Raw genomic sequence first — 26,333 nt, 5'->3', positions numbered from 1 at the left:
TGAATAATCCCTGTAGTGCAAAAGCGGTAGACGCTTGGGTACCGTTAAGCAATGCTAAACCTTCTTTTGCTGCTAGCGTAAGCGGTTCAAGCCCTGCTACTTTTAAGCCTTCAGCCGCACTGATTATTTTACCCTGATGACGCATTTGGCCTTCACTCAGTAAGGGTAAGCACATATGTGCAAGTGGGGCTAAGTCACCCGAAGCGCCAACAGAACCTTTTTTAGGAACGCATGGGTATACTTCACTATTGAGCAAGTGCATAAAAAACTCGATAACTTGTAAACGAATGCCTGAAAAACCACGAGAAAGCGAGTTGATTTTTAGTGTAATCATCAGTCTTACTGTGCTGTCGTCCATGTATTCGCCAATGCCAGCGGCATGAGAAAGTACAATTGAACGCTGAAGTAGTTCAAGCTCGTCATCGGCAATTTTGGTATTAGCGAGCAGGCCAAATCCGGTGTTAATCCCATACACTGTGCGTTGCTCATTAATGACATTTTGAACGGTTTGTGCGCTGGCAGCGATTTGTGATTCGGCATTTTTTTCAAGGTTTATTTTTACACTTGATGCATTAATCTTTCTTAATATGTTTAAATCAAGCGAGCCGGGTGTGAGAGTTAGTTCGACCATGATTATTCCTCGTTCAGCATTGGTAAGTCTAAGTTTTGCTCTTTGGCACAATTTTTTGCGATGTCGTAACCGGCATCTGCATGGCGCATCACACCGGTAGCAGGGTCATTCCAAAGCACGCGACCAACACGTGCTTTTGCTTCGTCTGTACCATCGGCAACAATAACAACACCTGAGTGTTGGCTAAAGCCCATTCCTACACCCCCACCATGGTGAAGTGATACCCACGTAGCGCCGCTTGCCGTGTTAAGCAGGGCGTTAAGTAACGGCCAATCAGAGACGGCATCTGAACCATCTTTCATGCTTTCTGTTTCACGATTAGGACTTGCTACTGAGCCAGAATCAAGATGATCACGGCCAATAACAATGGGGGCTTTAAGCTCGCCATTTTTTACCATTTCATTAAATGCAAGTGCTAAGCGTGCTCTATCTTTTAACCCCACCCAGCATATGCGAGCCGGCAAGCCTTGAAATTGAATGCGTTCGCGCGCCATATCAAGCCAGTTGTGCAAATGTGCATCATCAGGAATTAACTCTTTTACTTTAGCATCTGTTTTATATATATCTTCTGGATCGCCCGATAAAGCGACCCATCTAAACGGACCAATACCTTGGCAAAATAATGGGCGAATATAAGCAGGAACAAACCCAGGGAAATCAAATGCGTTTGTAACACCTTCTTCAAATGCCATTTGGCGAATATTATTACCGTAGTCAGTGGTTGCCGCGCCGGCTTTTTGTAATGCTAGCATGGCATTAACTTGCACTGCCATTGATTGCTTGGCTGCTTTTACAACCGCTTTTGGGTCTTGTTCACGCATTTTTGCGGCGTGTTTCATAGTCCAACCTTGTGGTAAGTAACCATTAAGTGGATCGTGTGCTGAAGTTTGATCGGTCACTACATCGGGTGTAATACCGCTGTTTACAAGTGTGCTAAATATATCTGCGGCGTTGCCGAGCAATCCAACTGAAATTGCTTTTTCGTTAACGCATGCGTCAGTAATTAATTGCAATGCATGTTCAAGGTTTGTGGCTTTAACATCAACGTAGCCCGTTTTAATGCGAAAATCGATGCGGCTTTCGTCACACTCTACAACTAAGGCACAAAAGCCCGCCATAGTTGCCGCAAGTGGCTGCGCGCCACCCATGCCACCAAGGCCGCCGGTTAATACCCATTTACCTTTGGCTTGGCCATTAAAGTGTTGTTTAGCCATGGCTACAAATGTTTCGTATGTGCCTTGTACAATTCCTTGAGAGCCAATATAAATCCAAGAGCCAGCCGTCATTTGGCCGTACATCATTAACCCTTTTTTATCCAGCTCGTTAAAGTGCTCCCAGTTAGCCCAATGGGGTACCAAGTTTGAATTAGCAATTAAAACGCGAGGAGCATTACTGTGTGTTTTAAATACGCCAACAGGTTTACCCGACTGAACTAACAATGTTTCATCATCATCTAATCGGTCGAGGGTTTCTATAATTTTATCGAAACTTGGCCAATCACGTGCTGCTCTGCCAATGCCACCATAAACAACTAATGCGTGTGGGTGTTCTGCAACCTCAGGGTCTAAATTGTTCATGAGCATGCGTTTTGCCGCTTCAGTTTGCCAGCTTTTAGCGCTTATCATATCGCCATGCGGTGCACGTATTACGCGACTTGTGTCGAGTCGATTTGTCATGTGTTTCTCCTGTTGTATATACAAGGTGATTCGTCACAAAAAAAGCGCATTATGCGCAATTTTGTTTATCTTATTTTTTAAACGTTAAGTGCCCGCCTAAGCGGTATTTGCTGCCAGGTGATACAAGGCGTGCAAAACTTACAATACCGTTAACAGACCATGTTCTGCGAATAACTTGCAGGCAAGGCTCTTCGTTGTATAGGTTTAACCATTGGCACATTTCGCTGTTGGGCATAATGGCTTCTACTGTGTGTCTCGCTTGAGTGAGAGGTGCAACACTTGAAAGATACTCATGAGGAGTCGTTGCACTAAAATTTTGTTGCAAATAGCCGCTGGCAAGCGCTGGGTTTACAAAACGTTCCTCAAGCTGCAATGGGCTGTCGTTTTCGTTATGAACTAGTACGCTTCGGTACACGACGCTATCTACTTCTACTCCTAATGCGATAGCAATGGGGGCAACCGCGTTTATTGATTCAAGTATAAGCACGCTACAGGTGTAATTACCGTTGCGCTCTTTAACCTCATCGGCAATATTTTTAATTTCAAGTAATGAAGACTGTGACTTAAAAGAGGCAACAAACGTTCCTAGGCCTTGGCTACGCGTTAGTATTCCTGCTTCTGTTAATTCGCTAAGTGCACGGCGAGCGGTCATTCTGCTAACGCTAAATTGTGTGCTGAGCTCGTTTTCAGAGGGAACGCGTTGGTTTTCTTGCCACATACCGCTGCGAATTTTATCGACGATAAATTGTTTTATTTGCGCAAATTTAGGTGTTGTCATTAACTAGATAGCTGCGTTAGGAGTAATTTATATTAAATAAGATGACATAATCCTCTTGTATATACAAGGTGTGTTGTTAGACTATATTTCAATCATGTCAGGGTATGTATGGACTGTAATATGCAAAACGCTCAGCAAAATAATAACTTAGAAAATATTGATTTACTTTTAACGGATGCAAATATTGCCACAATGGATCCCACTAGGGATACACCTTATGGGATCATCGAAAATGCAGCCTTAGCGATTAAAAACGGAGAAATCGCGTGGCTGGGTGAGCAAGCATCGCTGCCGTCATTTGACGCTTTCGCAACGCGAACCTTGAGCATAAAAGGCCAATGGTTAACACCTGGGTTGATAGATTGTCATACCCATTTGGTGTTTGCAGGGTCTCGTGCGCAAGAATTTGAGCAGCGTTTACAAGGCGTAAGCTATGAACAAATTGCAGCCCAAGGTGGGGGGATTGCAAGCACAGTAAAAGCAACCAGAGCCGCAGATAGAGAACAACTATTTGTTGATGCCAAAGACAGGCTAAATACACTGTTAAAAGAAGGCGTAACAACGGTTGAAATTAAGTCGGGTTATGGGCTCGATACCGAGAACGAAATTAAAATATTAGAAGTGGCACGATTGCTGGGTGAACATCATCCCATTGATATTAAAACAACATTTTTAGGCGCTCATGCATTACCTAATGAATACAAAGGCCGTGCAGATGAATATATTGATTTAGTGTGCAACGAGATGCTTGAACGAGTCGTTGTTGGCGACCTTGCCGATGCCGTTGATGTGTTTTGTGAAAATGTAGGTTTTAGTTATGAGCAAACTAAACGTGTATTCACTGCGGCAACAAAACATAATTTACCAATAAAGTGCCATGCAGAGCAGTTATCTAATCAGTATGGTGCTGAGCTGGTGGCCGAATTTAATGGATTATCGGCAGATCATATAGAATACCTTGATGAGCAAGGTGTAAAAGCCATGGCAAAGGCTGGCACTGTGGCTGTGCTGTTACCGGGGGCATTTTATTTTTTAAGAGAGACAAAACAGCCACCTATTGCGCTATTAAACCAATACAAAGTGCCAATAGCCATTGCTAGCGACTTCAATCCGGGTACTTCACCGCTGTGCTCGGTACAATTAATGATGAATATGGCATGTACTCTATTTAGGTTAACACCAGAACAAGCCTTAGCAGGTGTTACCAGCAACGCAGCTAAGGCTCTGGGTTTAAACGATAGAGGGGTGTTAAAAGTGGGAGCCAGAGCCGACATTGCACACTGGCAAATAAGTCATCCATCGCAATTAAGTTACCAATTCGGCGTAAATAAACTGTCAAATTTATGGATTTTGGGTAGACTTAATTAGTTTGTATTATTTTTGTTCATATTTAACAAGTTGTTGTTAAAGTTTTTTTACGAATACGAGTGCCGTTAACTTGAATATATTAACCGACAGTAATTTTCCGATTTTTTTCAGTGGTGCGCTTTTAATGGCGATGATCACTACTTTATTTTCGGTTAAAAATACCAATATTAAATTTAGTTATTTATGCACAGGTGTTGTAGGTTTAGCTATTTTAAGTAGCGGTGAAGCATGGCTAGCTATTTTATTGGCGTTTGGTTTTTGCTTTCATTTATGGCAATCATTTGAGCGTAATAATTGGAGTATGATTATTATCAGCTCCGCTGCTGGGTTGTTATTTGTGGTGCTGTTTTCAGCGCATCTATTATTAGACGTACCATTATTTTGGGTTGTATTAGCTATATTGTTATGCGCTGTTGTGGGGTTGTTAAACGATGAAAGCGACGATCCCAAAGTGACCATAGAGCCCAAACAGCTTGATGACGCGTTTGTTGAAGAGTCACCGCTTTCGGTATTTGCCAGCAAAAAAGAGTTACGCCAAGGGTATTACACATGGTGTGATAATACCCAAGTTGAAGCCGTGCTCATCATTATTAGGCTTGAAGGTTTTGAGCAAGTGAATCAGCATATTGGCCGTGGGTTTGGTGATGTTTTATTAGCGCAATCAGCAAATAGAATACAAGAACAATTAGAAAGCGAAGAAGTGGTTACTATAGTTGGCCACGAAAAGCTTGCTCATTTAGGCGGGTTAAATTTTGCATTTATTTGCAGCTTAGCCAATCACAAGCACTTACATGAGCAAATTATTGATAAAATACTCGGAGCAACACTTAAGCCTTTCAATGTGGCTAATTGCACTGTAGAGGTAAAAGCGCGAGCAAGCTATGTGGCATGTGATGAGCAAGAAACTAATTTTGATGATTTAATTTCGTATGCCTATTTAGCGCTTGATAGCCAACCAAAGCAAAGAGTTGTGCCTTATCATCAGCAAATGATGGTTGAACAGCTAGAGCAGCAAGCGCGTTTAAAAGAGCTTGCTAATATTGACTTTGCAAGTGAACTCGAACTGTATTTTCAACCCATTATTTGTAATAAAAATGGTCAAATTGAGTTTTTAGAATTATTACTTCGTTGGCAGCACCCTAAGCAGGGAATTTTGTCTGCTAATCGTTTTATTGATGATATTAGAATTGCAGGGCTTGGCTATCCGTTGGCTAAGTTTGTTATAGAACGTGCTGCCGAACTTGCGATGGCGCTAAGAATGGAAGGTATAGCCATACCGCTGAGTATTAACGTTTTTGGTCCAGAAATGCTTAATGAGGAGTTTGTAGAATTTGTTGATAGTGTAATCACAGAGCATAATCTTCAAGTGGGCGATTTAATTGTTGAGTGCCCTCTGCACATATTTACGGGGCTTGATGATAAAGGCAGGGCAATGATTGCCAGACTTAATAATATTGGCTTAAAGTTATGTGTTGATGGTTTAGGTGATAACCCTGTGCTGCTTTCAAAGTTACCTAGCTTAGCGGTGGAATATATAAAAGTAGCGCCGTCATTAACTGCTGATTTTAGCAACCAAAATAATATTCGTAGCTTAGTTGGCGGTATGGTTGAAATGCATAACCAGCAAAAAACAAAAGTTATTTTTGAAGGGGTAGAAACCCTTGAGCAACTTAAATTTGTTAAAAGTTTAAATGCGTATGCCGCACAAGGTTATTATTTTGGGCATCCGCTGAGCAGTATCGGTCTAATGAGCTGGTTAAAAGAGTGGCGACAAGCGCAAGAATAATCAAAACAAAAATTGAGTAAGTAAGCTTTGCCCGACCTTTCATCATTCTTAAATGACTTTAAGCTATAATAAGAACGCAAGGGCGTTTTTAACTCAGAGTATAAACTCGCCTACAATTTTATTGTCTCTAAAATAAACCTCAACATGAAAGGCTAAGGTGCCTTCGCTTCTCTTGCGAGTATAAAACTATTTACCAATGCGCTGATCACTTGTCCTACATGCGTAGTTCCTGCTATAGGCCCGTTTGGATGTTGGCTTGGTGATGCTTCACATAAATGTAAGTATTTAGCGTTTCGGCTGCTGGCTGCTGTATATACAAAATGCTCAGTGTCGCCGACACTAAACCCGCAGCATGTATAAGCACTTACAGGCATAAACGTAATGCTATCTAAGTCTACCTCAACACCAAGCGGTAATGAGTCAAAACTATTAATTGCGTTATTTATAGATTGAGTAAGGTTTATATCGCGTTTTACATTGAGAGACTGATAACTATCAAACGTAAAGTTTGCTTGTGTCATTGCATCAACAATTGCTTGGTTATTTTTTTGTTCGTGTAGACCAATAACGTGGTAATTATTGAGAAGCGTCTCGTTATAAGCATATCGAAAGCCATTACCACTGTGACGCCCTTCGCATTCTCTAAAATCAGCATGAGGGTCAAAGTTTATGGCATTAACAGGCGTGTGCTGTGTTTTACTGAGCGCTCGAATAATTCCTAAGCAGTTATTGTGCCCACCGCCAATCACTATGGGTTCAAGACCGGCTTTAAATATTAGGTTTAATGCGCTTTCTACGCGCTCGTCCAACTGTTGGCATAGCAAACGCAATTGCTGAAGTTGTTCAGGGTTTTTGTTGTTTAATTGGCTACTTTGCGCCATTAAATCATCAACGTTTACTTCGCCAAGTAATAACACTTTTTGAGTTGCGATAAATTGGTTATGAGGTTGGTTTAAAAACTTTGCTAAAAAAGCATGCCAGGCTTCATTTGCTCCGCCATTCCCCAAGTTTGCTTTGGGGCCAATGTCTTCACATATACCTAGTAGTACATAGCGCATACCAAACTCAGCGGCATCGACTAGGGCTTGTTGAACATCTACGTGAGTATCAAGCAAAGACATAGCTTGCCATGCTTTTTTTTCGTTTGCGCGGGTAAAGCATAAAGCTTTAACCGCACTTTCATCATATACTTTTAAGTGATTGGACACGTTATACTTCTACAACTTCCAACTCAAGTTCTTCAGCAGATAACACAATACCCGTGCTGTCGGCATAGATAAAGTCGTCGTCAAAAAACGACACACCCGCAAAGTTAACACCAATGCCATTTTCGCCAGCACCTTCGCTGTCGGCAGCCACAGGAATTGAGGCTATGGCTTGAATGCCCACATCAAGTTCTTCTAGCTCATCTACATGGCGGACAGCACCGTATACAACAATGCCATTCCAGTTGTTTTCAAAAGCAAGTTCAGCAAGCTCAATATCAATAAGTGCACGGCGAGTAGAGCCACCACCGTCAATTAATAGCACCTGGTCTGTACCGTCTTGAGATAGTATTTCGCGGATCAGTTCATTATTTTCAAAACATTTAACCGTTTTAATGCGGCCACCAAAACTGTGTCGACCACCAAAGTTGATGAACATTGGCTCTAGCACGTCAACCACATCAGCAAAGTGGTCACATAAATCAGAAGTGCTGTAATCCATTATTTTATCCTCAAAAGGTACATTAATTTATAACTCAGTATACCTGCCTTATATCCAATAACAACGACTTAATAGTAGTAAATTTAAGCAAAACAAGGAGTAAATCAATAATAGCAACAATAGTGTCTTAAAAGCGTCACTCAATTGTTATTTACACCACCTAAACTAATTCAGTGTTCATATATTATGCAATGGGGAATAAGCAATGAGTGATAATAATATACTAAAAAAAGTAGCGCAGTTTGATGAGCGACTATTTTTAACGTTGTTTAATTGCAACTCACCTAAATGGCTAAAAAAAATGGCGTTTGGGTTATCTAAAAGTGGCGATGGCGGATTGTATTTAGTTATTTGTGCAGGCGTGTGGTGGCTTAGTAAAAACGAGCAGTACCAGTTACTCCCTATTTCCATAATGCTTGGGTTTATTATTGAACGCCCCATTTACTTTCTAGCTAAAAAATATTTTGCACGAATAAGACCATGCGATTGTTTAGTCACCAATGCCTACATAGTACCGAGTGACAAATTTAGCTTACCTTCAGGTCACAGCGCTGCCGCTTTTTTAGTTGCTATTATTCTGTGCCATTTTTTCCCTCAATATGTATGGATATTCTTAGCATGGGCTGGTGGCGTGGCAATATCGAGGGTGGTATTGGGGGTCCATTATCCGGCTGATATTATCATTGGTGCGCTCATAGGCAGTTCATGTGGTTTATTTGCGTTAGCGGTGGTGGTGCCAGCATGAAAATATTATATGGTATTCAAGGCACAGGAAATGGCCACATAACACGAGCCCGTGTAATGGCAAGTTGCTTTAAAAAGTTGAATGTTGAAGTGGATTATGTTTTTTCAGGACGTGCAAATAAAGACTACTTTGATATGCAAGACTTTGCGAACTACACAAGCTTTAGAGGGCTGTCGTTTAATACTAAAAATGGACAAGTGAAAAGCCTGCAAACAGTAAAAAATGCACGTATTTGTAGATTAATAAAAGACATAAAAACACTCGATGTTAAACAGTATGATTTTGTACTTAACGACTTTGAGCCTATTACGGCTTGGGCAGCTAAGCGCGCCGCTATACCGGTGGTTGGTATTAGTCATCAGGCGGCATTTTTATCAAGCAGTGTGCCTATGTTTAGCCGGGGAATTTTACGTAAATCATTAATTAAAAATTATGCCCCTGCCGATACCTATTTAGGGGTTCATTGGCAGCCGTTTGCTGAAAATATCATTCCGCCTTTTATTGCCCACCATGACCACGGCAACCCTGTTGCAGTTATGAACAAAGTGTTGGTGTATTTACCGTTTGAGAGTCTAGAGAGTATTGTTGACTATTTAAAAGATTTTCCTGAAAAAGAGTTTTATTGCTATCACCCAGATGCAAAAAATAAGTCGATGGGAAATATACATTTACGGCCACCATCGAGAACGCACTTCTTAAATGACCTAGCCAACACCAGTGGTGTGATTGGTAATGCAGGGTTTGAGCTTGCCAGTGAAGCGCTTAAATTAGGGAAAAAATTATTGCTTAAACCTTTAAATGGGCAGTTTGAGCAGGGTGAGAACGCACAAACTTTACGCTCTATGGGAATGGCCCATGTGATGAATTATTTAAACCCTCAAGCATTAGATGATTGGAATAATGCCCCTCAAAATAAGCAAATTAATTTTCCAAGTGACCCAGAACCGCTTGTGAATTGGTTATTACAAAAGCAATGGCACAAAACGCAATTACTTCACAAGGGATTATGGGGAAGTGTTAACTTATAATATTAGGTTCTGGTCAGGTATGACCAGTTTATCAAAAGCTAAAAAAACTGAAGCAGTTTAAGACATTAGTCTATAATAAGGTTGCATATTAACCAAAGGTGTTTGAAATGAGTTTTTTAGAAAATTTAACGATTAAGAGGCGACTGCAACTTAATGCTTTGGTAGTTGGTTTAGCAATGGTTATTCTATTATGTGTAATTATTTTTGAGGGAAGGGAAAATCTTAAGTTAAATCAGACTATACAGTTAGCGAAAGAGCTGAATATTCAGCAATTAGAATTGAGAAAGCACGAGAAAAACTTTTTGTTTTACAAAACTGAGAGCTCTTTAGCGTCGTTCGAAAAAGAGTATGCAGTATTGGATACAAAGTTAGCTGAGTTACAGACGTTAATGGCTAGTTTAAATATTGATACTCAAAAAGCAGCGCAGTTAAAAAGCTTAGTTGCTAAGTATAATAGCGATTTTAATAATGTAGTCTCTCTTCAAAGAACAATAGGCTTAAATCCTAAAGACGCTCTTTATGGTGAACTAAGAAGTGCAGTGCATAAAGTAGAAACATTGCTTAACGAGCAAGAAAGCGATGAGTTGCTGGTGCTTATGTTGCAATTAAGGCGTGCTGAAAAAGATTTTATGCTGCGCTTAGATACCAAGTATCTCCCCCGTTTTGACGACACTATTACGAAGCTTGAACAAAGCCTTTCTCTTTCAACAATAAACTCAAGCACCAAATCAGAACTCAATAGTTTAATTGCTACTTATCAAAATTCTTTTCAGGCGCTGGTAAAAGCTCAAGTTGAATTAGGCGTTAACTTAGAGTCAGGAGCCCTTGGTAAAATGCGGGAAAGTGTGTCGAAAAGTGACACGGTGGTTGGCCAAATTGTTGAAGAAACAGTGATTCATGTTAAAAACAGCGTAAGTGAAGCACAGTTTTTGGCAATTACTATTTTTGTTATTGCTGGTGTTATTGTTTTATTACTTGTTTACTTTACTAGCCATTCAATCATTGTTCCTATTGAACGCGTTTATCACAGCATAAATGATATAAGACGCAATAACGACTTAAGCGTAATGATAGAGCAAACGGGTAAAGATGAAATTACTATCATGACGACAGACTTTAATAGCTTAATAAGTGACTTTAAAAACCTGATTTACGAAGTTAATGGCGCATTAAATACGCTCAATGTGGCAACAGATCATTTATCTGAAAGCACGGCAGCAACAAGCTCCGGTATGCAAGAGCAATTACACGAAGCTGACATGGTTGCTACCGCTGCGACAGAAATGCAAGCCACGATTCAAGATATTTCGCACAACACTGAGGCGGCAGCTAAAAAAGCGGAGTCTACAAACTTGAGCGCTCAACAAGGCCGTAGCGAAGTTGAATCAACCGTTAACCATATCAGGGAGTTGTCAGGCTCTTTAGGGAGTGCATCTGATGTGGTGTCTCAACTAGAAAAAGACGGTGAAACGATTGGCTCGGTACTTGACGTTATTCGTGGTATTGCTGAACAAACTAATTTACTTGCGCTTAACGCTGCAATTGAAGCAGCTCGTGCTGGTGAGCAAGGCCGTGGCTTTGCGGTGGTTGCTGATGAAGTGCGCTCGTTAGCTCAGCGTACGCAAGAATCGACAAGTGAAATTGAAGGGATTATTAATACCCTGCAGCAACGCACTCAAGAAGTGGTAAGTATTATGCACCAATGTCGATCACAAGGTGATGAAAGTGCATCTCAGGCTATTAAAGCCGGTGAGTTGTTAGGTGCTATTACTGAAGATGTACAAACCATTATGGAAATGAGCACGCAAATAGCCGTTGCCATCGATGAGCAAAGCCAGGTTGCATCAGAGGTTAATAAAAACGTGGTACGTATTAGAGATATAGCGCAAGATGCATCAGAGCATGCATCACGCAACGCGCAGACCAGTGAAGAGGTATCGGAGCAAGGTCGCGTACTATACACCGCAATTGATAAATTTAAAGTGTAAATTTATTAGGGGGGGGGTGACCTTTGTGGATTAAGCTTTGTTCAAGCTAGGGGAGGTTTAATCGCGGTTCGAGGTTTATAACCTAGTGGGCTCGATAACTGCTACTGTTTTATTCTACTGGCTTACATCCATGTAATAATAAGTTAAAACTGAATAAAGCGTCCGCGTCCTGCTCACGGCCTTGGTTAAATATTAAATAGGCGGCTGCAAATTTAACTTTGAATGATTAACACACCCTAAAGAGCCAATAAGGTTTAAGGAATAAACTTTATTGGCACACTATCTTTGTTTTTTGTATTTTCGCTTACACGCTCTAAATACTCATCCCATAACTGAGTCTGCTGTTCTTGCAGCTTAGCTAAATAGTTCCAACTGAATAACCCGCTATTATGGCCATCGTCAAACTCTAGGCGTAATGCATAATGGCCCACTGGGACTATATTTTTTATTGCAACAGCCTCTTTGTTTAAAACAAGCTTCTTAGGGCCAGATCCATGACCTTGCACTTCTGCAGATGGAGAATGAACACGTAAAAATTCACAGCTAAATACGGTTTTACTATCATCGTCAAAGTACACGTCTAAGTTTTTACTCACGCTATGGTAATGCACTTTTGTTACGTGTTTCATGTTTTATATCCCATTAAAAAGCCCCCAATATGGAGGCTTTTAGTATATCTACTTATGGTGCCAATTAAAGAATAAAGCGGCTTAAATCTTCATCTTCAACCAGTGCGCCTAAATGTTTTTCAACATAAGCCGCATCAATTACAACCGATGAGCCAGCTTGCTCAGATGCATCGTATGAAATTTCTTCCATTAGCTTCTCCATCACGGTATGAAGACGACGTGCACCGATGTTTTCGGTTTTCTCGTTAACTTGCCATGCCGCTTTTGCAATGCGCTCGATAGCATCATCACTGTATTGAACATCAACTTGCTCTGTTTTAAGTAGCTCGCGCTGTTGTTCTGTCAGTGAAGCATGAGGCTCTGTAAGTATGCGTTTAAAGTCATTTGCAGTGAGTGCTTCAAGCTCTACGCGAATAGGTAAACGGCCTTGTAGCTCAGGGATCATGTCTGATGGTTTAGCCATTTGGAATGCGCCAGAGGCGATAAATAGCATATGGTCAGTTTTAACCATACCGTGCTTAGTATTAACAGTCGAGCCTTCAATAAGCGGTAGCAAATCTCGTTGTACGCCTTCACGGCTAACATCTGGGCCTGATGAATCACCACGTTTACAAATTTTGTCTATTTCATCAATAAACACGATGCCATTTTGCTCTACAGCAAAAATAGCTTGCTCCTTTAGCTCTTCAGGGTTTACTAATTTACCGGCTTCTTCTTCGGTAAGTAGCTTAAAGGCTTCCTTAATTTTTAGCTTGCGCTTAGTACGCTTATCGCCACCCATGTTCTGAAACATGCTTTGCAGCTGATTGGTCATATCTTCCATGCCAGGAGGCGCCATAATTTCTACGTTTGGCTGTACTTGTGCTAAATCGATTTCAATTTCTTTATCGTCTAGTTGGCCTTCACGTAGTTTTTTACGGAATGTTTGGCGTGTAGATGAGTTTTCATCACGCTGAGTTTCACCGTATTGATCTTTAACGGGTGGTAAAAGCGCATCTAAAATACGATCTTCGGCCGCCTCTTCTGCACGGTGCTTAAACTTTTTAGTTTGTTGTTCACGTGTCATTTTGATAGACACTTCAACTAAGTCACGAATAATGGTTTCAACTTCTTTACCAACATAACCCACTTCGGTGAACTTAGTTGCTTCTACTTTGATAAAAGGGGCATTAGCAAGCTTAGCTAGGCGACGTGCAATTTCTGTTTTGCCGACACCTGTAGGACCAATCATTAAAATATTTTTTGGTGTTACTTCTGCACGTAAATCATCGTTTAATTGCATGCGGCGCCAGCGATTACGAAGGGCAATAGCAACGGCTTTTTTTGCGTTAGCTTGGCCAATAATATGTTGGTCTAGCTCGTGAACAATTTCTCTTGGGGTCATAGCAGACATAGCGGTTCCTATTATAATTCTTCGATAGTTTGGAAGTTGTTAGTAAATACGCAGATATCACCTGCAATAGTTAGGCTTTTTTCTACTATTTCACGAGCGCTTAAATCGGTGTTTTCTAATAACGCGGTTGCTGCCGATTGGGCAAAGTTACCACCACTGCCAATTGCGATTAGGTCATTTTCTGGCTGCACTACATCACCGTTACCAGTAATGATTAAAGAGGCTGTTTCGTCGGCTACAGCTAAAAGGGCTTCTAACTTTCTCAGTGCACGGTCACTTCGCCAATCCTTTGCCATTTCAACGGCGGCTTTGGTGAGGTTACCTTGGTGCATTTCTAGTTTGCTTTCAAAACGTTCGAAAAGTGTGAAGGCATCAGCAGTACCGCCGGCAAAGCCTGCGATTACTTTGCCATTATAAAGACGTCGGACTTTACGGGCATTGCCCTTCATTACGGTATTACCCAATGAAACTTGGCCGTCGCCACCTATCACAACTTTGTCGTCGCGGCGTACACTTACAATAGTGGTCATGTTATTCCTCATCATCGAGTTGCAGGGGCAACTCGTTAAAAACGATTATGATGAGGTTATATGGGTGAATGGTTTATTTTCAAGTCCAGCCCCAAATTCCGCAGCCGACGACTTTTACACGCTTGAGTTTATTTTTATCACTTTCTGCTTGGCGCTTTGTTTTATAAGGCCCTAAACGTACTTTATACCAAATACCCGTTTCGCCTTTGGTTTCTCTTATTTCAGATATAAGCCCAGCAAACGCTATTTTCGCTTTTAACGATTCAGCTTGCTGATAAGTCCTGAACGAGCCACATTGCATGACGTAAGGGCCTTTTTGTTCAATTTCTTTTACTTCAACTTGTACTTCATGGTTTCTTATTTCTTTTATAAATTCAGGCGCACGAGGAACGACCACTTCTACTTTTTCTTTTGCGGCTGGGTTAGTTTGTTTTTCAACAAGCTTGGGGTCGGCGTTATTTTTAATAAACCATAATCCATAGGCAAAACCGCCTACGAGCAAAGCTGCAACAATTACCAAAAGATAAGGAAATGGCTTTTTAGCGGGTTCTTTTTTGGTGTTTTTTCTATTTTTGGGTTTTTTGTTAATGTAATCGTGCTGTGCCATAGCGTTATTTTGGCCTTAACCTAAATCATATCTATAGGGTCTACATCTAAACTCCAGCGAACTTTTTGTGCAAGTTTGCTCGTGCTTAAATAATCAACCATTTGCGCAAGATACTGATGTAATATGCGGCGATCTTGCGCTTGAATGTGCAATTGAAACCGATACATACCCGCTATTCTCTCTAAAGGGGCAGGGATCGGACCGAGCAATTGTATACCAGATACACCGTTAACTGGAACCAAATCTGTCAAAAAGTCGACGACTAGTTTAATACTAAGCCCTTGTGCACGGACTATGGCCATATGAGTAATAGGCGGTAAGTCAGCGTCATCACGCTCGCTTAACGCAAAGCGTGCAAAATCTTGGTAACCATTATTGACTAAATCTTGTAATAGTGGATGTTCAGGGAAATGTGTTTGCAATAACACTTGGCCTGGCTCTCCCGAGCGGCCAGCTCGCCCTGCCACTTGAGTTACCAACTGCGCCAAATGTTCAGTTGCTCTGAAGTCGCAGGAGTAGAGGCCGCTATCGACATCTAAAATAATCACTAAGCTTACATCGGCGAAGTGATGACCTTTAGCAAGCATTTGCGTGCCCACTAATATGCGCGCACCGCCTAAGTTAATTTCGTCGAGGGCTTTTTCTAAACTACCTTTACGGCGGGTGGAATCTCGATCAATACGGGTTACAGGCGTCTCAGGAAACTCGTTTGTTAAAAACTCTTCTATTTGTTCGGTACCTTTCCCATTAGGGAATATTTGTGTACTACCACAATCAGGGCATTGATGAGGTACCTGATGTTGGTCACCACAATGGTGGCAAATCATTTGACCAATCGCCTTGTGGAACGTGGCACTGGTACTGCAACGGTTACATTCACTCAACCAACCACATTCATGGCAAATAAGCGTAGGCGAAAAGCCGCGACGATTTAAAAACACCATAACCTGTTTGCCACGATTTAAGTGTTGGCGCATGGTAGCAAGGCTTGCGTGAGCTATACCGGCCTGATCGGGCTGGCCTTTCATGTCGAGTAATTTAAACTGGTTATCGGTTGAAGTTTGAGCGCGCTCTGTCAGGCTTAAAAGTTGGTACTTATTATTAATGGCTTTATGCAAGGTTTCGAGCGCAGGAGTTGCACTGCCCAGTATAAGTGGAATTTTATGCTGGAATGCACGATAAGCTGCTAAATCTCGTGCATGGTAACGAAGGGTGTCTTGTTGTTTAAATGATGAGTCGTGTTCTTCGTCAACGACAATCATACCGAGCTTTAAAAAAGGTAAGAAAATACTTGAGCGCGTACCTATTACAATCGCGCAACTCCCTTTTTCGCAAAAGCGCCAGGTTTGTAGGCGTTCGTTATCGGTAAGTGCAGAATGCCATAACATGATGGGAGTATCTGGAAAGCGCCGACGAAAACGGTTTACCGTTTGAGGGGTAAGGCCTATTTCGGGTACGAGTACTAAGGCTTGCTCACCTCGCTTTAACACTTCTTCAAGGCATTGAAGATAGACTTCGGTTTTACCACTACCGGTAACCCCTTCTAATAAAAATGTGTTAAAGCCATTACTTTGATTAATTGCAGTGCAAGCTACGGCTTGCTCTTTATTTAATGTAGGCTTGCTACCCACTGTTGGGGCTGTACTTTGCCACTGATTATCATGTTCTATGGTTTGTGTAATCAATGCTTTTGCAATAAGGCTATCGATAGTTTTTTTACTAAAGCCTAATGCTTTAAGCTCGGTTAATGATGATTTACCAGACTGCGCAAGTTGCTTTAATAAGTTAAGTTGAGTTTTTGCTTTGAGTGACGGAAGTTTTGCCCCTTTTTCTGTCAGCATAACCATGTTGATACTGGTTTTATCCGGTGATTCACCTTGGCGTAGCGCACTAGGTAGCGCTATATGAATTGTTTCGCCAAGTGGGTAACAGTAATAGCGGGATGTAAAACTCAAAAGCGCAATGTGCTCAGATGATAAAATAGGCGCATCATCGATGACTTCAATGATAGGTTTTACTTTGTTTTCGGGCACATCGGTCTTGCTTTTAATAGCTAAAATAACGGCTACTTTTTGTTGGTTACCAAAAGGCACCAACACACGCATTCCTGGTTCTAGTGGTGATGTCATACCATCAAGTTGCTTATCTACTTTGTAATCAAAGGTGCGCGGTAAGGGAACTTTTATAGCGACTTCAACAAAATGCATAGCAACTCAACTCATAAAATTAATGATGTAATGTACTAAAAATAACGTTAAAAACCTACTAGCAAATGTTGCTTGCTTGAGTGCCTGGCTACTTTTTTAGCAAAACAGTTAATAATAGCTTGTGTGTTTGATGGTAGTTGGATAAAATCCGCGACCAACAAATTTGTTTTAACGACGTATGGTGCCAGACTTCGGGTTTGGAGAGCGATGCGGCCTTAACTAGAGGTTTCTATGAAAGAAGGTATTCACCCTAAGTACGAAGTAATTTCTGCAACTTGTTCATGCGGCAATAAATTCGAAACAAGCTCTACTTTATGTAAAGACATTCACCTTGACGTATGTTCAGCGTGTCACCCTTTTTACACTGGTAAGCAAAAAGTTTTAGACACTGGCGGACGTGTTGATCGTTTCAACAAGCGTTTCGGTGCACTTGGTAGCAAGAAGTAATTTTTGCTGTCTCGTTAAATTAAGCACCTTAGGGTGCTTTTTTTATGCTTTTAATTTAGTTGTGGCAATTTGCGAGCGATACCGTCTCAATTTGAATAATTAAATTTTACGCGAGCTGCGTTAAAATTTTTTAATGTAGAACAACTAAGTAACAAATTTTTAGCTTATCACTCGATTTTCTTATTTCTCTGCAATGCATAACTATTTCCTGTTCTTATTCTGAATATGCATAAACCCTTACAGACAAATCGCAAATTATTCTCTATATTTTTAATTAGTTCATTTTTTAACTAAGTGGTTAAATGCAGCTAACGTGAAGTTATATGTTTTTAAAGTATTTGAATAAGTCTATTTTTGCTTATTTTAATAAGACTTTATTAAGATGTTTTATAAAAAATAATGAAAGAATAAATGTGCCTTTAAACCCCGTTATTGGATGAATTTTTATTTATAAAGTGTCGATATAATTTACTAAAGTTATTGAAAAACCTCTTAAAATTAATCGAACTAGCATATAACAGGATAGACCTGATATTGCTTGGAATTTAAAAATAATAAGGGTATCGTAGCCTAAACTTCACCTCTCACTTTTACTTTAATTGCAGGATACAATCGCGTTATGTCAGACTTTCGTGAACAAGCACTACACTATCATTCGCACCCCGTTCCAGGAAAAATTAGCATTGAGCTAACCAAGCCTGCTGAAACGGTTAAAGATCTCGCATTAGCATATAGCCCAGGAGTTGCAGAACCAGTACGCGAAATAGCTGCTGACCCTGCAAACGCTTATAAATACACCGGCAAAGGGAATATGGTTGCGGTTATCACTAATGGTACTGCAATTTTAGGCCTGGGCAATTTAGGCCCACTTGCTTCAAAACCTGTAATGGAAGGTAAGGCGTTACTGTTTAAGCGATTTGCTGGCCTTGATTCTATTGATATTGAAGTTAAACATCGCACCACGGAAGATTTTATTAATACAGTGGCTAATATTGCCGACACATTTGGCGGTATTAACCTCGAAGATATAAAGGCGCCAGAGTGCTTTGAAATAGAAAAAGCGTTGATTGAACGCTGCAGTATTCCTATATTTCATGATGATCAGCACGGTACAGCTATTGTAACCGCTGCGGGTATGTTGAACGCGCTTGAGGTGCAGGGCAAGTCTATCGAAAATGCCACTATTGTGTGTTTGGGGGCGGGTGCTGCTGCGGTTGCTTGTATGGAGCTTTTAATTAAGTGTGGCGCTTTGCGTGAGCACATATACATGCTTGACCGTAAAGGTGTTATTCATACTCGTCGTGATGACTTAAATGAATACAAAAAACTTTTTGCAAACAATACAGACAAGCGCACGTTGCAAGATGTGATTGAAGACGCAGATGTATTTGTTGGTGTATCGGGTCCTAATCTATTAGCCGCCGACGATTTAAAGTTAATGGCAGAAAAGCCAGTTGTGTTTGCCTGTTCTAACCCCGATCCTGAAATTGATCCTGCATTGGCCCACTCTGCTCGAAACGATCTAATTATGGCAACGGGTCGTTCAGATTACCCTAACCAAGTTAATAATGTACTGTGTTTTCCGTTTATATTCCGCGGTGCTCTTGATGTACGCGCCAGTGCAATTAATGATGAAATGAAAATAGCTGCCGTAGAAGCAATTAGAAGTATTGCTAAAGAGCCTGTACCTGCTGAAGTACTGACGGCTGCGGGTGTTGATAAGCTGGAGTTTGGTGATAAGTATATTATTCCAAAACCAATGGATCCTCGTTTACTACCACGCATTGCAAAAGCGGTTGCAATGGCTGCGGTAGAGTCAGGTGTTGCACAAATTGATTTACCTGAAAATTACATGGAATAAGTGTTAGGTTGTAATTTTAGACACAAAAAAACCTCAATTAATTGAGGTTTTTTTGTGTCTAAAATTACGTTTAGTCTTCGTTTAACACAGGCACTTCTAGCCCCATTTCTTGCATTATTTTTTTCACTTCTTCAGGGACTTTTTCGGCGTTATCCTTACGTAAGTCGTCATCGTTAGGCAAAGGTTGGCCGGTAAATGCATGTAAAAACGCTTCACAAAGTAGTTCACTGTTTGTTGCATGACGTAGGTTATTAATTTGACGACGCGTGCGCTCGTCCGTTAATACCTTTAATACATTTAGTGGGATCGAAACGGTAATTTTTTTTACTTGTTCTGATTTTTTCCCGTGTTCTGCGTATGGGTGAATATACTCACCATTCCATTTAGCCATAAGATGTATCGTCGCCTCAGATTAATAATTGCTCACATGCGCTACAATGCATATGAATATGCGTGAAATTCTATCGATTTAAAAAAGATAGTCAAATACTAGTTATTTAGCCATCTAGAGCTTTAAATGTTTTGACATCTTTAATGAGATAAATTACTCTTTTAGACGTCTAAACATCCAAATTGAGCAGGTGACGAATATGAGCGAAAAAAATAAAGCAACCATTGCAGTGAGAAGTGGTGTTGAAGCCGACAAACATCATGGCGCAGTTGTCGCACCTATTTATTTATCGACAACTTATTCGTTTGCCGACTTTGATACAAAACGCCAATATGATTACGGACGAAGTGGTAACCCTAATCGTGATATTTTAGCTGAAACGTTAGCCGAACTAGAGGGCGGAGCAAGGGGCATTATTACTGCTACGGGCATGTCTGCCGTTCATTTGGCTACGCAAATTTTGAATCATGATGATACGTTGGTGATCCCTCATGATTGTTACGGCGGCAGCTATCGTTTATTTACTTCACTGCAAAAGCGCGGTTTGCTTAAGCTGGAAGTCTTAGATTTAACTCAAGCACAAAGCTTGGACAAAATTTTAGCAATTAAACCTAAGCTAATTTGGATAGAAACACCCAGTAACCCATTACTACGCTTAACTGATATTAAAGCAATAACCGATATTGCTAAGCAGTGCGGTGCTTTAGTTGCTGCTGATAACACATTTTTATCACCGGCATTACAAAACCCCATTAAATTTGGTGTTGATATAGTGGTGCACTCGACCACCAAATACATCAACGGCCATTCAGATGTAGTAGGCGGTGCGGTGATTGCAGCTTCACAAGCGCTGGGCGATGAATTGGCATGGTGGGCAAATAATATAGGTATTACAGGTGCGCCATTTGATAGTTATTTAACATTGCGTGGCTTGCGAACACTCAATGTGCGTTTAAAGCAGCATCAAGAAAACGCATTATCGATTGCTAAATATTTAGATGAGTCTGAATTTGTTCGTCAAGTGTATTACCCAGGCCTTGAATCGCACCCACAGCATGAATTAGCTAAAGCTCAGCAACTGGGCTTTGGTGGCATGGTGAGTTTTGATATTAAAGGCGACATAAACGATGCTGCGGCGTTTTTAACAAGCTTACGTGATTTCAGCTTGGCAGAGTCTTTGGGCGGAGTTGAGAGCTTAATATGCCATCCTGCAACGATGACACACGCTGGAATGGAACCTAAAGCACGGCTTGAAGCAGGGGTTGGCGACACGCTTATTCGAGTTTCAGTCGGTATAGAAGATATAAACGACTTATTAGCTGATTTAGAGCGCGTGTTTCAGCTTGTAAAGCCTGGGCAAAATAAAAACATTGGCCGTGTTGGTAAAGGGGCTGGCTCGCCTGAAGGCAATGTGAAATTAAGTGCAGCCCGTCCAGCGCTTTGGTAAGTAATACCAATCCGCAATAATACCTAATCAATTTGAGGGATTAACCGGCGCTAACTTCGTTAAAAATTTTTCATATAGAACAAATAAATAACGAAATTTTTGCCTTGTTATCGACACGGTTTTCTTATCCTCAAAATAGACAATCTAATTAAGCGAATTGGTATAAATATGGTCAATTGTGTACATAAATTTGGTGGTTCAAGTTTAAGCTCTAGTGAGCGCTATCAAAGCGTAGCTAAAATAATTATTGGCCACTCACAACCGGGTGACTGTGTTGTGGTATCTGCTGCCGGTAAAACCACGGATACCCTTGTGTCGTTGTGGCAAAGTTATCAGCAGCAAGACACACAAGCTGTCGCTGATATTTTACTGCAGTTAAATAACCATCAAAGCGATTTAATTGAGCAATTATTACAAGCTGATTTAAAGCGCAGCGCACTTAAAACATTACTCGAAGAGCTAAATATAATTGCAAGCTTAGCGCAAAGTGAGCAACTCAAAGAAGCGCAGTTACTTGCTCATGGTGAGGTATGGTCTGCGCGATTATTAGCTGCATATTTACAACAGTTAAACGTACATGCCTGCGCACACGATGCTCGCCTACTTTTTACCTTAAATGATGGCGAATTACGCCATGCTCAAAATAAGCTGCAATGTAACAGTGTTATTGATGCCAATAAAGTGAATATAGTAACCGGGTTTATAGCGGCAAATACATTTGGCGATACCGTAACGCTTGGGCGTAATGGTAGCGATTACAGCGCAACACTACTTGCCAGCTATTGTGATGCTAAGCAAGTATGTATTTGGACTGACACGCAAGGTGTATTTAGTACCGATCCGCGTAAAGTAAAAAAGGCAATTAAGTACGCTAAAGTGTGCCGCACTCAGGCCAATTTACTAGCGCGATTAGGTAACCCCGTTCTGCATGCTAAAACGTTATCGCCTTTAAAAAATACCAATATAAAGCTAGCTGTACGCAGTAGTTTTGATGTTCAAGCAAGTCCAACTCATATTGTTAAAGAAGGTCTAGCTAAGAAAAAGCGTTTTATTACGACGCTACAAAGTGTTGATTTATTAACAGTAGAAGGCTTGAGTGAAGGTGAGGTTGCAAATGTTAGCCAGCTTATTCAGCATAGTCTTCATCACTTTAACCATAATGGCGAAGTGTATTTAGTCGTACCGGCTGCACAAACATACCAAGTTATTAATTACTTTGCTGGTAGAGCTAATATTAGTGAGTCGAATTTAAACGGCTGTGCAGTTGTTGCCCCAGAGCAAGACATCAGCACACTTAAACTGCAAGCTTTAGAAGTATTAGCTGAGCAAACTATAAAACCGCGTTTTGTGCATCAAGATAATGGTTATGTTTTATTACTAACTGATCAATTTATTGATAGCGATGTGCAAAGCACATTGCACGATAAGCTAGTCAACAAAGGTCAAGAAATTGCGATTATAGTTGCAGGGTTAGGTAATGTAGGTGAAGTGTTTATACACCAACTGGCGGATCAATTTGAGCGCCTAAGCGGTGACTTTAGTATTAAATTAGTTGCTTTGGTTCGCTCTCAAGAGATGCTGTTTAATCCAAGTGGAGTTAACCCTCAAACATGGCAAAAACAATGGCAGCTTGAGGCCAAAAAATACCAAAGTAGTGATTTATTAAATTCAATTAACGAGCTTGATTACGAGCATAAAGTAGTCATTGATATTACTGCTAGTGAGCAATTTAGCCAGCTTTATGCTGACTTTGTGCAAAGCGATTGCCATTTAATTAGTGCAAATAAATATGCCGGCACAGCGCCTACACATTGGTATCAAACACTTAGGCATAATTTGGCAGAGCGCAACTTACATTGGCGTTATAACACAAGTGTAGGAGCAGGCTTACCTATAAACTTTGCTTTAGCTGATTTACAAAATAGTGGCGATAAAATCACGCGAATAGAAGGTGTGTTTTCTGGCACGCTATCGTGGTTATGCAGTAAATATGATGGCAGTGTTGCGTTTTCAGAGTTGGTGCTTGAAGCGCAAAAAATGGGTTTTACAGAGCCAGATCCACGTGAAGACTTATCTGGGCGTGATATGCAGCGTAAGCTACTTATTTTAGCCCGAGAGCTAGGTGTAGAGCTTGAGCTTGGCGATATAAGTCTCTCGGCACTTATGCCAGTTGAACTTGCTCGGGGTAGCTGGGACGATTTTATAGATAAAAAAACGAAGCTTGATACGTTTATTGAAGAACACGCTGCAGCAGCGCAAGCTAAAAATGCAGTGCTTAGATACACAGGGTTGTTAGAAATTGCATGCGATAAAGTCGTTGCAAAAGTAGGCATTGCATACGTGCCAAACGGTGATGCGCTAGCAAACTTAACACCTGGCGATAATATTTTTGTGATAAACAGTAAATGGTACAGCGACAATGCATTAGTTATTCAAGGCCCAGGGGCGGGTAGTGAGGTAACTGCGGCGGGTGTTCATTCAGATTTATATTGGCTTGTGCAAAACTTGAAATAAGCTTGTATATTGATATAAAAACGGCGGCTTAAATTAAGCCGCCGTTTTTTGTTTATAAATGCTTTAAAATAGCTCTTCTTCTGTTTTTGTATCTTCTTCAAATATATCGTTAGGCTGAGATAGCACATATTTAGTAGGTGCGGTTCCTTTGTCAAAATACTCAAAGCGACTGGTGTAATCGTTTTTGTGACTCAATAAACCGGTTTCTAAATCAATCCTAATAGACACTAAGCCTTCAGGCGGCTCGATGGGGGCCTCAGATTTACCTTCAAGCGCGACTTTCATAAACTCAACCCAAGCAGGTTGTGCTGTTTTAGCGCCAGATTCAGCCCCTGATATTTGACTGCTATCAAGGTTGTTATTGTAAGAAGTCCGGCCCAATGGGTTGCCTGGGTTATCAAACCCAACCCAAACTGAAGTCATCACATTTCGGTTAAAGCCACTAAACCATGTATCTACAGAATCATTAGTTGTACCTGTTTTTCCTGATAGATCACGGCGGCCTAATGCTTGAGCGCGCCAACCTGTTCCTGACCAACCCGTTTTACGTGACCAGTTACCACCACCCCAAACAGCGCTATGCATTGCTTGAGCTATTAAAAATGCATTTTGTTTGGATATGACCTGTGGCGCACATTTTATCTCTGGCATGTCAGAGTTTTGTGACTGAAATAATTCGGAGTTTATTACTGGCGTTAGCGATTCCGCAGAGTTGTCTTCACATACTTTTGTCGGGTTAGCTTTAAATAAGCTATTGCCAAACGCGTCTTGAATTTCAGCGATAAAGTACGGCTCAATTAAATGCCCGCCATTGGCAAATGCGCTCATACCACGCGCAAGTTCAATAGGGGTAATTGAAGCACTACCCAGTGCCAATGATTCACTACGGTTTATGTCTGAATTTTTAAAGCCAAATTTTAATAAGTGATCTGCTGTTCGTTGTAAACCAACACCTCTGAGCAAACGAACTGAAATTACGTTTTTAGATTGCGCTAATGCGCGGCGAATTCTGNATCGGGCCATTGTAAACAGCCGGACTATTTTTAGGCCGCCATGCTACACCTTGGCTTTTATCCCACTGATTAATTGGCGCATCATTTAAAATAGAGGCGAGCGTATAGCCGTTTTCAAGCGCGGCAGAATAAATAAACGGCTTTATGTTTGATCCCACTTGGCGTTTTGCTTGAATAGCTCGGTTGTATTGGCTTTGCTCAAAGCTATAGCCACCAACAATGGCTTTTATACGGCCATCTTGCGGGTCAAGTGAAACAATCGCACTTGAAGCTTCAGGTAGTTGGCTTAGTTCATACTCGTTTTTGCTGTTTTTACGCACCCAAATTTGCATTCCTGGGGTTAATATTTCAGTAGCGGTTGTTGGAGCAAAGCCTTGTCGGTAACGCGTTATGTATTTACGTGCCCATTTTAAATTGTCCCACGATAGGGTTATTTGCTCTGCATTTTTAAGCATTACCGTGGCATTGAGTTCATCCACATTTAAAACAGCCGCCGCTTTTAATGTACCTATTTCTTTAGCTTCATTAAGTTTGGTCAGTATTTTTTCTTCGCTAAGAGCTGGTTGCTGCTCAGGGTCCCATAAAATAGCGTTGGGTCCTCTAAAACCATGACGCATATCGTAGTCATGAAGATTATTAACTAACGCGGTTTGCGCCGCTTTTTGTACTTTAGACTCAACAGAGGTGAATATTTTAAAGCCTGAGTTGTATGCTTTGTCTATTCCGTAGCGTGCAACCATTTCTGCACGCACCATCTCAGAAATATACGGCGCGTATAAATCTATTTCGGCGCCATGAAAATACGCAGTAATAGGTTGGCTTGTTGCATCATCATATACTTCTTGAGTTATGTAGTTTTCAGTTAATAGGCGACCCAGTACAACATTACGGCGTGCTTTTGCACGGGTGGGGTTACGAATAGGGTTTAACGCAGAAGGAGCTTTAGGCAAGCCTGCAATCATCGCCATTTGAGCAAGCGTTAAGTCTTTTAACTCTTTTCCGTAATAAACTTGAGCTGCAGCCCCAATACCAAAGGCACGGTTACCTAGCTCTATTTTATTGAGATAAAGTTCTAATATTTCGTCTTTGGTAAGAACATTTTCAATATGCAGTGCAATGAATATCTCTTTTATTTTACGAATATACGCTTTTTCTCGGGTTAAGAAAAAATTACGCGCAAGCTGCATAGTAATGGTACTTGCCCCTTGCTTTTTTTCGCCGGTAGAAATAAGCACAATTGCAGAGCGAACTATACCAATAGGGTCTATACCTATATGATCATAAAAGCGATTATCTTCAGTTGCTAAAAATGCATCAATGAGTGGTTGTGGGATTTCGTTAATAGTAACCGGAATACGACGTTTTTCACCAAATTGATTGATTAAGAGGCCATCTTTGGTGAATACTTGCATAGGAGTTTGTAATTGCACGTCTTTTAAAACTTGCACACTGGGGATATCAGGTTTAACGTAGTAATAAAGACTGACCAAAGTTATCAGACCGATTAACGTACAAATGATAAAAAATTGTAAAGTTCGTTTTAATAAAATCACTTATATTTCCCTAAATGGACTCCCAATTGCGAGT

At 40.9% G+C, this 26,333-nt stretch carries 20 protein-coding genes and 2 pseudogenes; 9 read left to right on the top strand and 13 right to left on the bottom strand.

Features of this window, described 5'->3' with window-relative positions:
* The 3 genes from ATS71_RS18815 to hutC all read right to left on the bottom strand — a co-directional run.
* Positions 1–631, bottom strand: a 631-nt coding sequence (locus ATS71_RS18815; protein WP_235591413.1) for an aromatic amino acid lyase, incomplete at its 3' end; no start/stop codon positions are given.
* Positions 632–633: 2 nt separating this feature from the next.
* Positions 634–2,307, bottom strand: coding sequence for a urocanate hydratase (gene hutU, locus ATS71_RS05300; protein WP_058403868.1), 1,674 nt, complete (start codon positions 2,305–2,307; stop codon positions 634–636).
* Positions 2,308–2,377: 70 nt separating this feature from the next.
* Positions 2,378–3,085, bottom strand: coding sequence for a histidine utilization repressor (hutC, locus tag ATS71_RS05295; protein ID WP_058403867.1), 708 nt, complete (start codon positions 3,083–3,085; stop codon positions 2,378–2,380).
* 120 nt (positions 3,086–3,205) lie between these two features.
* Here hutC and hutI point away from each other — a divergent pair, with 120 nt between their 5' ends.
* Positions 3,206–4,453: an imidazolonepropionase gene (hutI, locus tag ATS71_RS05290; protein ID WP_058403906.1), complete on the top strand. Its 1,248-nt coding sequence runs from the start codon at positions 3,206–3,208 to the stop codon at positions 4,451–4,453.
* Positions 4,454–4,577: 124 nt separating this feature from the next.
* Entirely contained in the window at positions 4,578–6,239 is a 1,662-nt protein-coding gene (locus ATS71_RS05285) for a GGDEF domain-containing phosphodiesterase (RefSeq protein WP_058403905.1), read from the top strand.
* A 152-nt stretch (positions 6,240–6,391) separates the two neighbouring features.
* Here the strand turns inward: ATS71_RS05285 and ATS71_RS05280 are convergent, their stop codons facing one another.
* The gene (locus ATS71_RS05280) at positions 6,392–7,447 is read right to left on the bottom strand and encodes a formimidoylglutamase (RefSeq protein ID WP_058403866.1); all 1,056 of its coding nucleotides are present in this window, start codon (positions 7,445–7,447) and stop codon (positions 6,392–6,394) included.
* A gap of 1 nt (position 7,448) precedes the next feature.
* Positions 7,449–7,946 carry a ribonuclease E activity regulator RraA gene (gene rraA / locus ATS71_RS05275; RefSeq protein WP_058403865.1) on the bottom strand — a complete coding sequence of 166 codons (498 nt, stop codon included), beginning with the start codon at positions 7,944–7,946 and terminating at the stop codon, positions 7,449–7,451.
* Between the two features lie 205 nt (positions 7,947–8,151).
* On the opposite strand from rraA, the gene ATS71_RS05270 reads away from it, so the two are divergent.
* The 3 genes from ATS71_RS05270 to ATS71_RS05260 all read left to right on the top strand — a co-directional run bounded on the left by ATS71_RS05270 (position 8,152) and on the right by ATS71_RS05260 (position 11,707).
* Positions 8,152–8,691, top strand: coding sequence for a phosphatase PAP2 family protein (locus tag ATS71_RS05270; protein WP_058403864.1), 540 nt, complete (start codon positions 8,152–8,154; stop codon positions 8,689–8,691).
* Positions 8,688–9,719, top strand: coding sequence for an MJ1255/VC2487 family glycosyltransferase (locus ATS71_RS05265; protein WP_058403904.1), 1,032 nt, complete (start codon positions 8,688–8,690; stop codon positions 9,717–9,719). The genes ATS71_RS05270 and ATS71_RS05265 overlap by 4 nt, the downstream gene beginning before the upstream one ends.
* A 107-nt stretch (positions 9,720–9,826) precedes the next feature.
* On the top strand, positions 9,827–11,707 hold the full coding sequence (locus ATS71_RS05260; RefSeq protein WP_058403863.1) for a methyl-accepting chemotaxis protein: 1,881 nt from the start codon (positions 9,827–9,829) through the stop codon (positions 11,705–11,707).
* Between the two features lie 254 nt (positions 11,708–11,961).
* Here the strand turns inward: ATS71_RS05260 and ATS71_RS05255 are convergent, their stop codons facing one another.
* From ATS71_RS05255 to priA, 5 genes are all read right to left on the bottom strand, one after another.
* Positions 11,962–12,336, bottom strand: coding sequence for a gamma-butyrobetaine hydroxylase-like domain-containing protein (locus tag ATS71_RS05255; protein WP_058403862.1), 375 nt, complete (start codon positions 12,334–12,336; stop codon positions 11,962–11,964).
* A gap of 64 nt (positions 12,337–12,400) precedes the next feature.
* A complete protein-coding gene (gene hslU / locus ATS71_RS05250) occupies positions 12,401–13,729 on the bottom strand; it encodes an HslU--HslV peptidase ATPase subunit (RefSeq protein ID WP_058403861.1) in 1,329 nt (442 codons plus the stop codon).
* Between the two features lie 11 nt (positions 13,730–13,740).
* Complete coding sequence (gene hslV, locus ATS71_RS05245) at positions 13,741–14,259, bottom strand: ATP-dependent protease subunit HslV (protein WP_058403860.1); 519 nt, start codon at positions 14,257–14,259, stop codon at positions 13,741–13,743.
* 79 nt (positions 14,260–14,338) lie between these two features.
* Entirely contained in the window at positions 14,339–14,866 is a 528-nt protein-coding gene (locus ATS71_RS05240; protein ID WP_058403859.1) for an SPOR domain-containing protein, read from the bottom strand.
* 20 nt (positions 14,867–14,886) lie between these two features.
* Positions 14,887–17,073 carry a primosomal protein N' gene (gene priA / locus ATS71_RS05235; RefSeq protein WP_058403858.1) on the bottom strand — a complete coding sequence of 729 codons (2,187 nt, stop codon included), beginning with the start codon at positions 17,071–17,073 and terminating at the stop codon, positions 14,887–14,889.
* Positions 17,074–17,304: 231 nt separating this feature from the next.
* Between priA and rpmE the strand changes: the two genes are divergently transcribed.
* Positions 17,305–17,520, top strand: a complete 216-nt coding sequence (rpmE, locus tag ATS71_RS05230; RefSeq protein ID WP_006793092.1) for a 50S ribosomal protein L31 — start codon at positions 17,305–17,307, stop codon at positions 17,518–17,520.
* Positions 17,521–18,139: 619 nt separating this feature from the next.
* Positions 18,140–19,381 carry a malic enzyme-like NAD(P)-binding protein gene (locus ATS71_RS05225; RefSeq protein WP_058403857.1) on the top strand — a complete coding sequence of 414 codons (1,242 nt, stop codon included), beginning with the start codon at positions 18,140–18,142 and terminating at the stop codon, positions 19,379–19,381.
* Positions 19,382–19,451: 70 nt separating this feature from the next.
* Here the strand turns inward: ATS71_RS05225 and metJ are convergent, their stop codons facing one another.
* Positions 19,452–19,772 (bottom strand): met regulon transcriptional regulator MetJ, encoded by a 321-nt coding sequence (gene metJ, locus ATS71_RS05220; protein ID WP_006793094.1) that lies wholly within the window; start codon positions 19,770–19,772, stop codon positions 19,452–19,454.
* Between the two features lie 199 nt (positions 19,773–19,971).
* Between metJ and metB the strand changes: the two genes are divergently transcribed.
* Both metB and metL read left to right on the top strand, forming a co-directional pair.
* Positions 19,972–21,219 carry a cystathionine gamma-synthase gene (gene metB, locus ATS71_RS05215; protein WP_058403856.1) on the top strand — a complete coding sequence of 416 codons (1,248 nt, stop codon included), beginning with the start codon at positions 19,972–19,974 and terminating at the stop codon, positions 21,217–21,219.
* A gap of 168 nt (positions 21,220–21,387) precedes the next feature.
* The gene (gene metL / locus ATS71_RS05210) at positions 21,388–23,733 is read left to right on the top strand and encodes a bifunctional aspartate kinase/homoserine dehydrogenase II (RefSeq protein WP_058403855.1); all 2,346 of its coding nucleotides are present in this window, start codon (positions 21,388–21,390) and stop codon (positions 23,731–23,733) included.
* Positions 23,734–23,796: 63 nt separating this feature from the next.
* Here the strand turns inward: metL and ATS71_RS18810 are convergent.
* A pseudogene (locus ATS71_RS18810) lies at positions 23,797–24,745 on the bottom strand (penicillin-binding transpeptidase domain-containing protein); the annotation flags it as partial.
* A gap of 1 nt (position 24,746) precedes the next feature.
* Positions 24,747–26,242 (bottom strand): annotated as a pseudogene (locus ATS71_RS18805) (penicillin-binding protein 1A); the annotation flags it as partial.
* Positions 26,243–26,333 lie beyond the last annotated feature (91 nt).

This window comes from Pseudoalteromonas sp. H71 (assembly GCF_001468485.1).
In the GTDB taxonomy this organism is placed as follows: domain Bacteria; phylum Pseudomonadota; class Gammaproteobacteria; order Enterobacterales; family Alteromonadaceae; genus Pseudoalteromonas.
This window is presented reverse-complemented; position numbering and strand designations above follow the sequence as displayed.

What these genes read in the sequence shown, in the direction of transcription:
- hutU (WP_058403868.1), bottom strand. Translation starts at nt 2,307, where the DNA reads ATGACAAATCGACTCGACACAAGTCGCGTAATACGTGCACCGCATGGC.
- priA (WP_058403858.1), bottom strand. Translation starts at nt 17,073, where the DNA reads ATGCATTTTGTTGAAGTCGCTATAAAAGTTCCCTTACCGCGCACCTTT.
- ATS71_RS05265 (WP_058403904.1), top strand. Translation starts at nt 8,688, where the DNA reads ATGAAAATATTATATGGTATTCAAGGCACAGGAAATGGCCACATAACA.
- metL (WP_058403855.1), top strand. Translation starts at nt 21,388, where the DNA reads ATGGTCAATTGTGTACATAAATTTGGTGGTTCAAGTTTAAGCTCTAGT.
- ATS71_RS05285 (WP_058403905.1), top strand. Translation starts at nt 4,578, where the DNA reads ATGGCGATGATCACTACTTTATTTTCGGTTAAAAATACCAATATTAAA.
- ATS71_RS05270 (WP_058403864.1), top strand. Translation starts at nt 8,152, where the DNA reads ATGAGTGATAATAATATACTAAAAAAAGTAGCGCAGTTTGATGAGCGA.
- hslU (WP_058403861.1), bottom strand. Translation starts at nt 13,729, where the DNA reads ATGTCTGCTATGACCCCAAGAGAAATTGTTCACGAGCTAGACCAACAT.
- metB (WP_058403856.1), top strand. Translation starts at nt 19,972, where the DNA reads ATGAGCGAAAAAAATAAAGCAACCATTGCAGTGAGAAGTGGTGTTGAA.
- ATS71_RS05240 (WP_058403859.1), bottom strand. Translation starts at nt 14,866, where the DNA reads ATGGCACAGCACGATTACATTAACAAAAAACCCAAAAATAGAAAAAAC.
- hutC (WP_058403867.1), bottom strand. Translation starts at nt 3,085, where the DNA reads ATGACAACACCTAAATTTGCGCAAATAAAACAATTTATCGTCGATAAA.
- metJ (WP_006793094.1), bottom strand. Translation starts at nt 19,772, where the DNA reads ATGGCTAAATGGAATGGTGAGTATATTCACCCATACGCAGAACACGGG.
- ATS71_RS05260 (WP_058403863.1), top strand. Translation starts at nt 9,827, where the DNA reads ATGAGTTTTTTAGAAAATTTAACGATTAAGAGGCGACTGCAACTTAAT.
- rraA (WP_058403865.1), bottom strand. Translation starts at nt 7,946, where the DNA reads ATGGATTACAGCACTTCTGATTTATGTGACCACTTTGCTGATGTGGTT.
- ATS71_RS05255 (WP_058403862.1), bottom strand. Translation starts at nt 12,336, where the DNA reads ATGAAACACGTAACAAAAGTGCATTACCATAGCGTGAGTAAAAACTTA.
- hslV (WP_058403860.1), bottom strand. Translation starts at nt 14,259, where the DNA reads ATGACCACTATTGTAAGTGTACGCCGCGACGACAAAGTTGTGATAGGT.
- rpmE (WP_006793092.1), top strand. Translation starts at nt 17,305, where the DNA reads ATGAAAGAAGGTATTCACCCTAAGTACGAAGTAATTTCTGCAACTTGT.
- hutI (WP_058403906.1), top strand. Translation starts at nt 3,206, where the DNA reads ATGCAAAACGCTCAGCAAAATAATAACTTAGAAAATATTGATTTACTT.
- ATS71_RS05225 (WP_058403857.1), top strand. Translation starts at nt 18,140, where the DNA reads ATGTCAGACTTTCGTGAACAAGCACTACACTATCATTCGCACCCCGTT.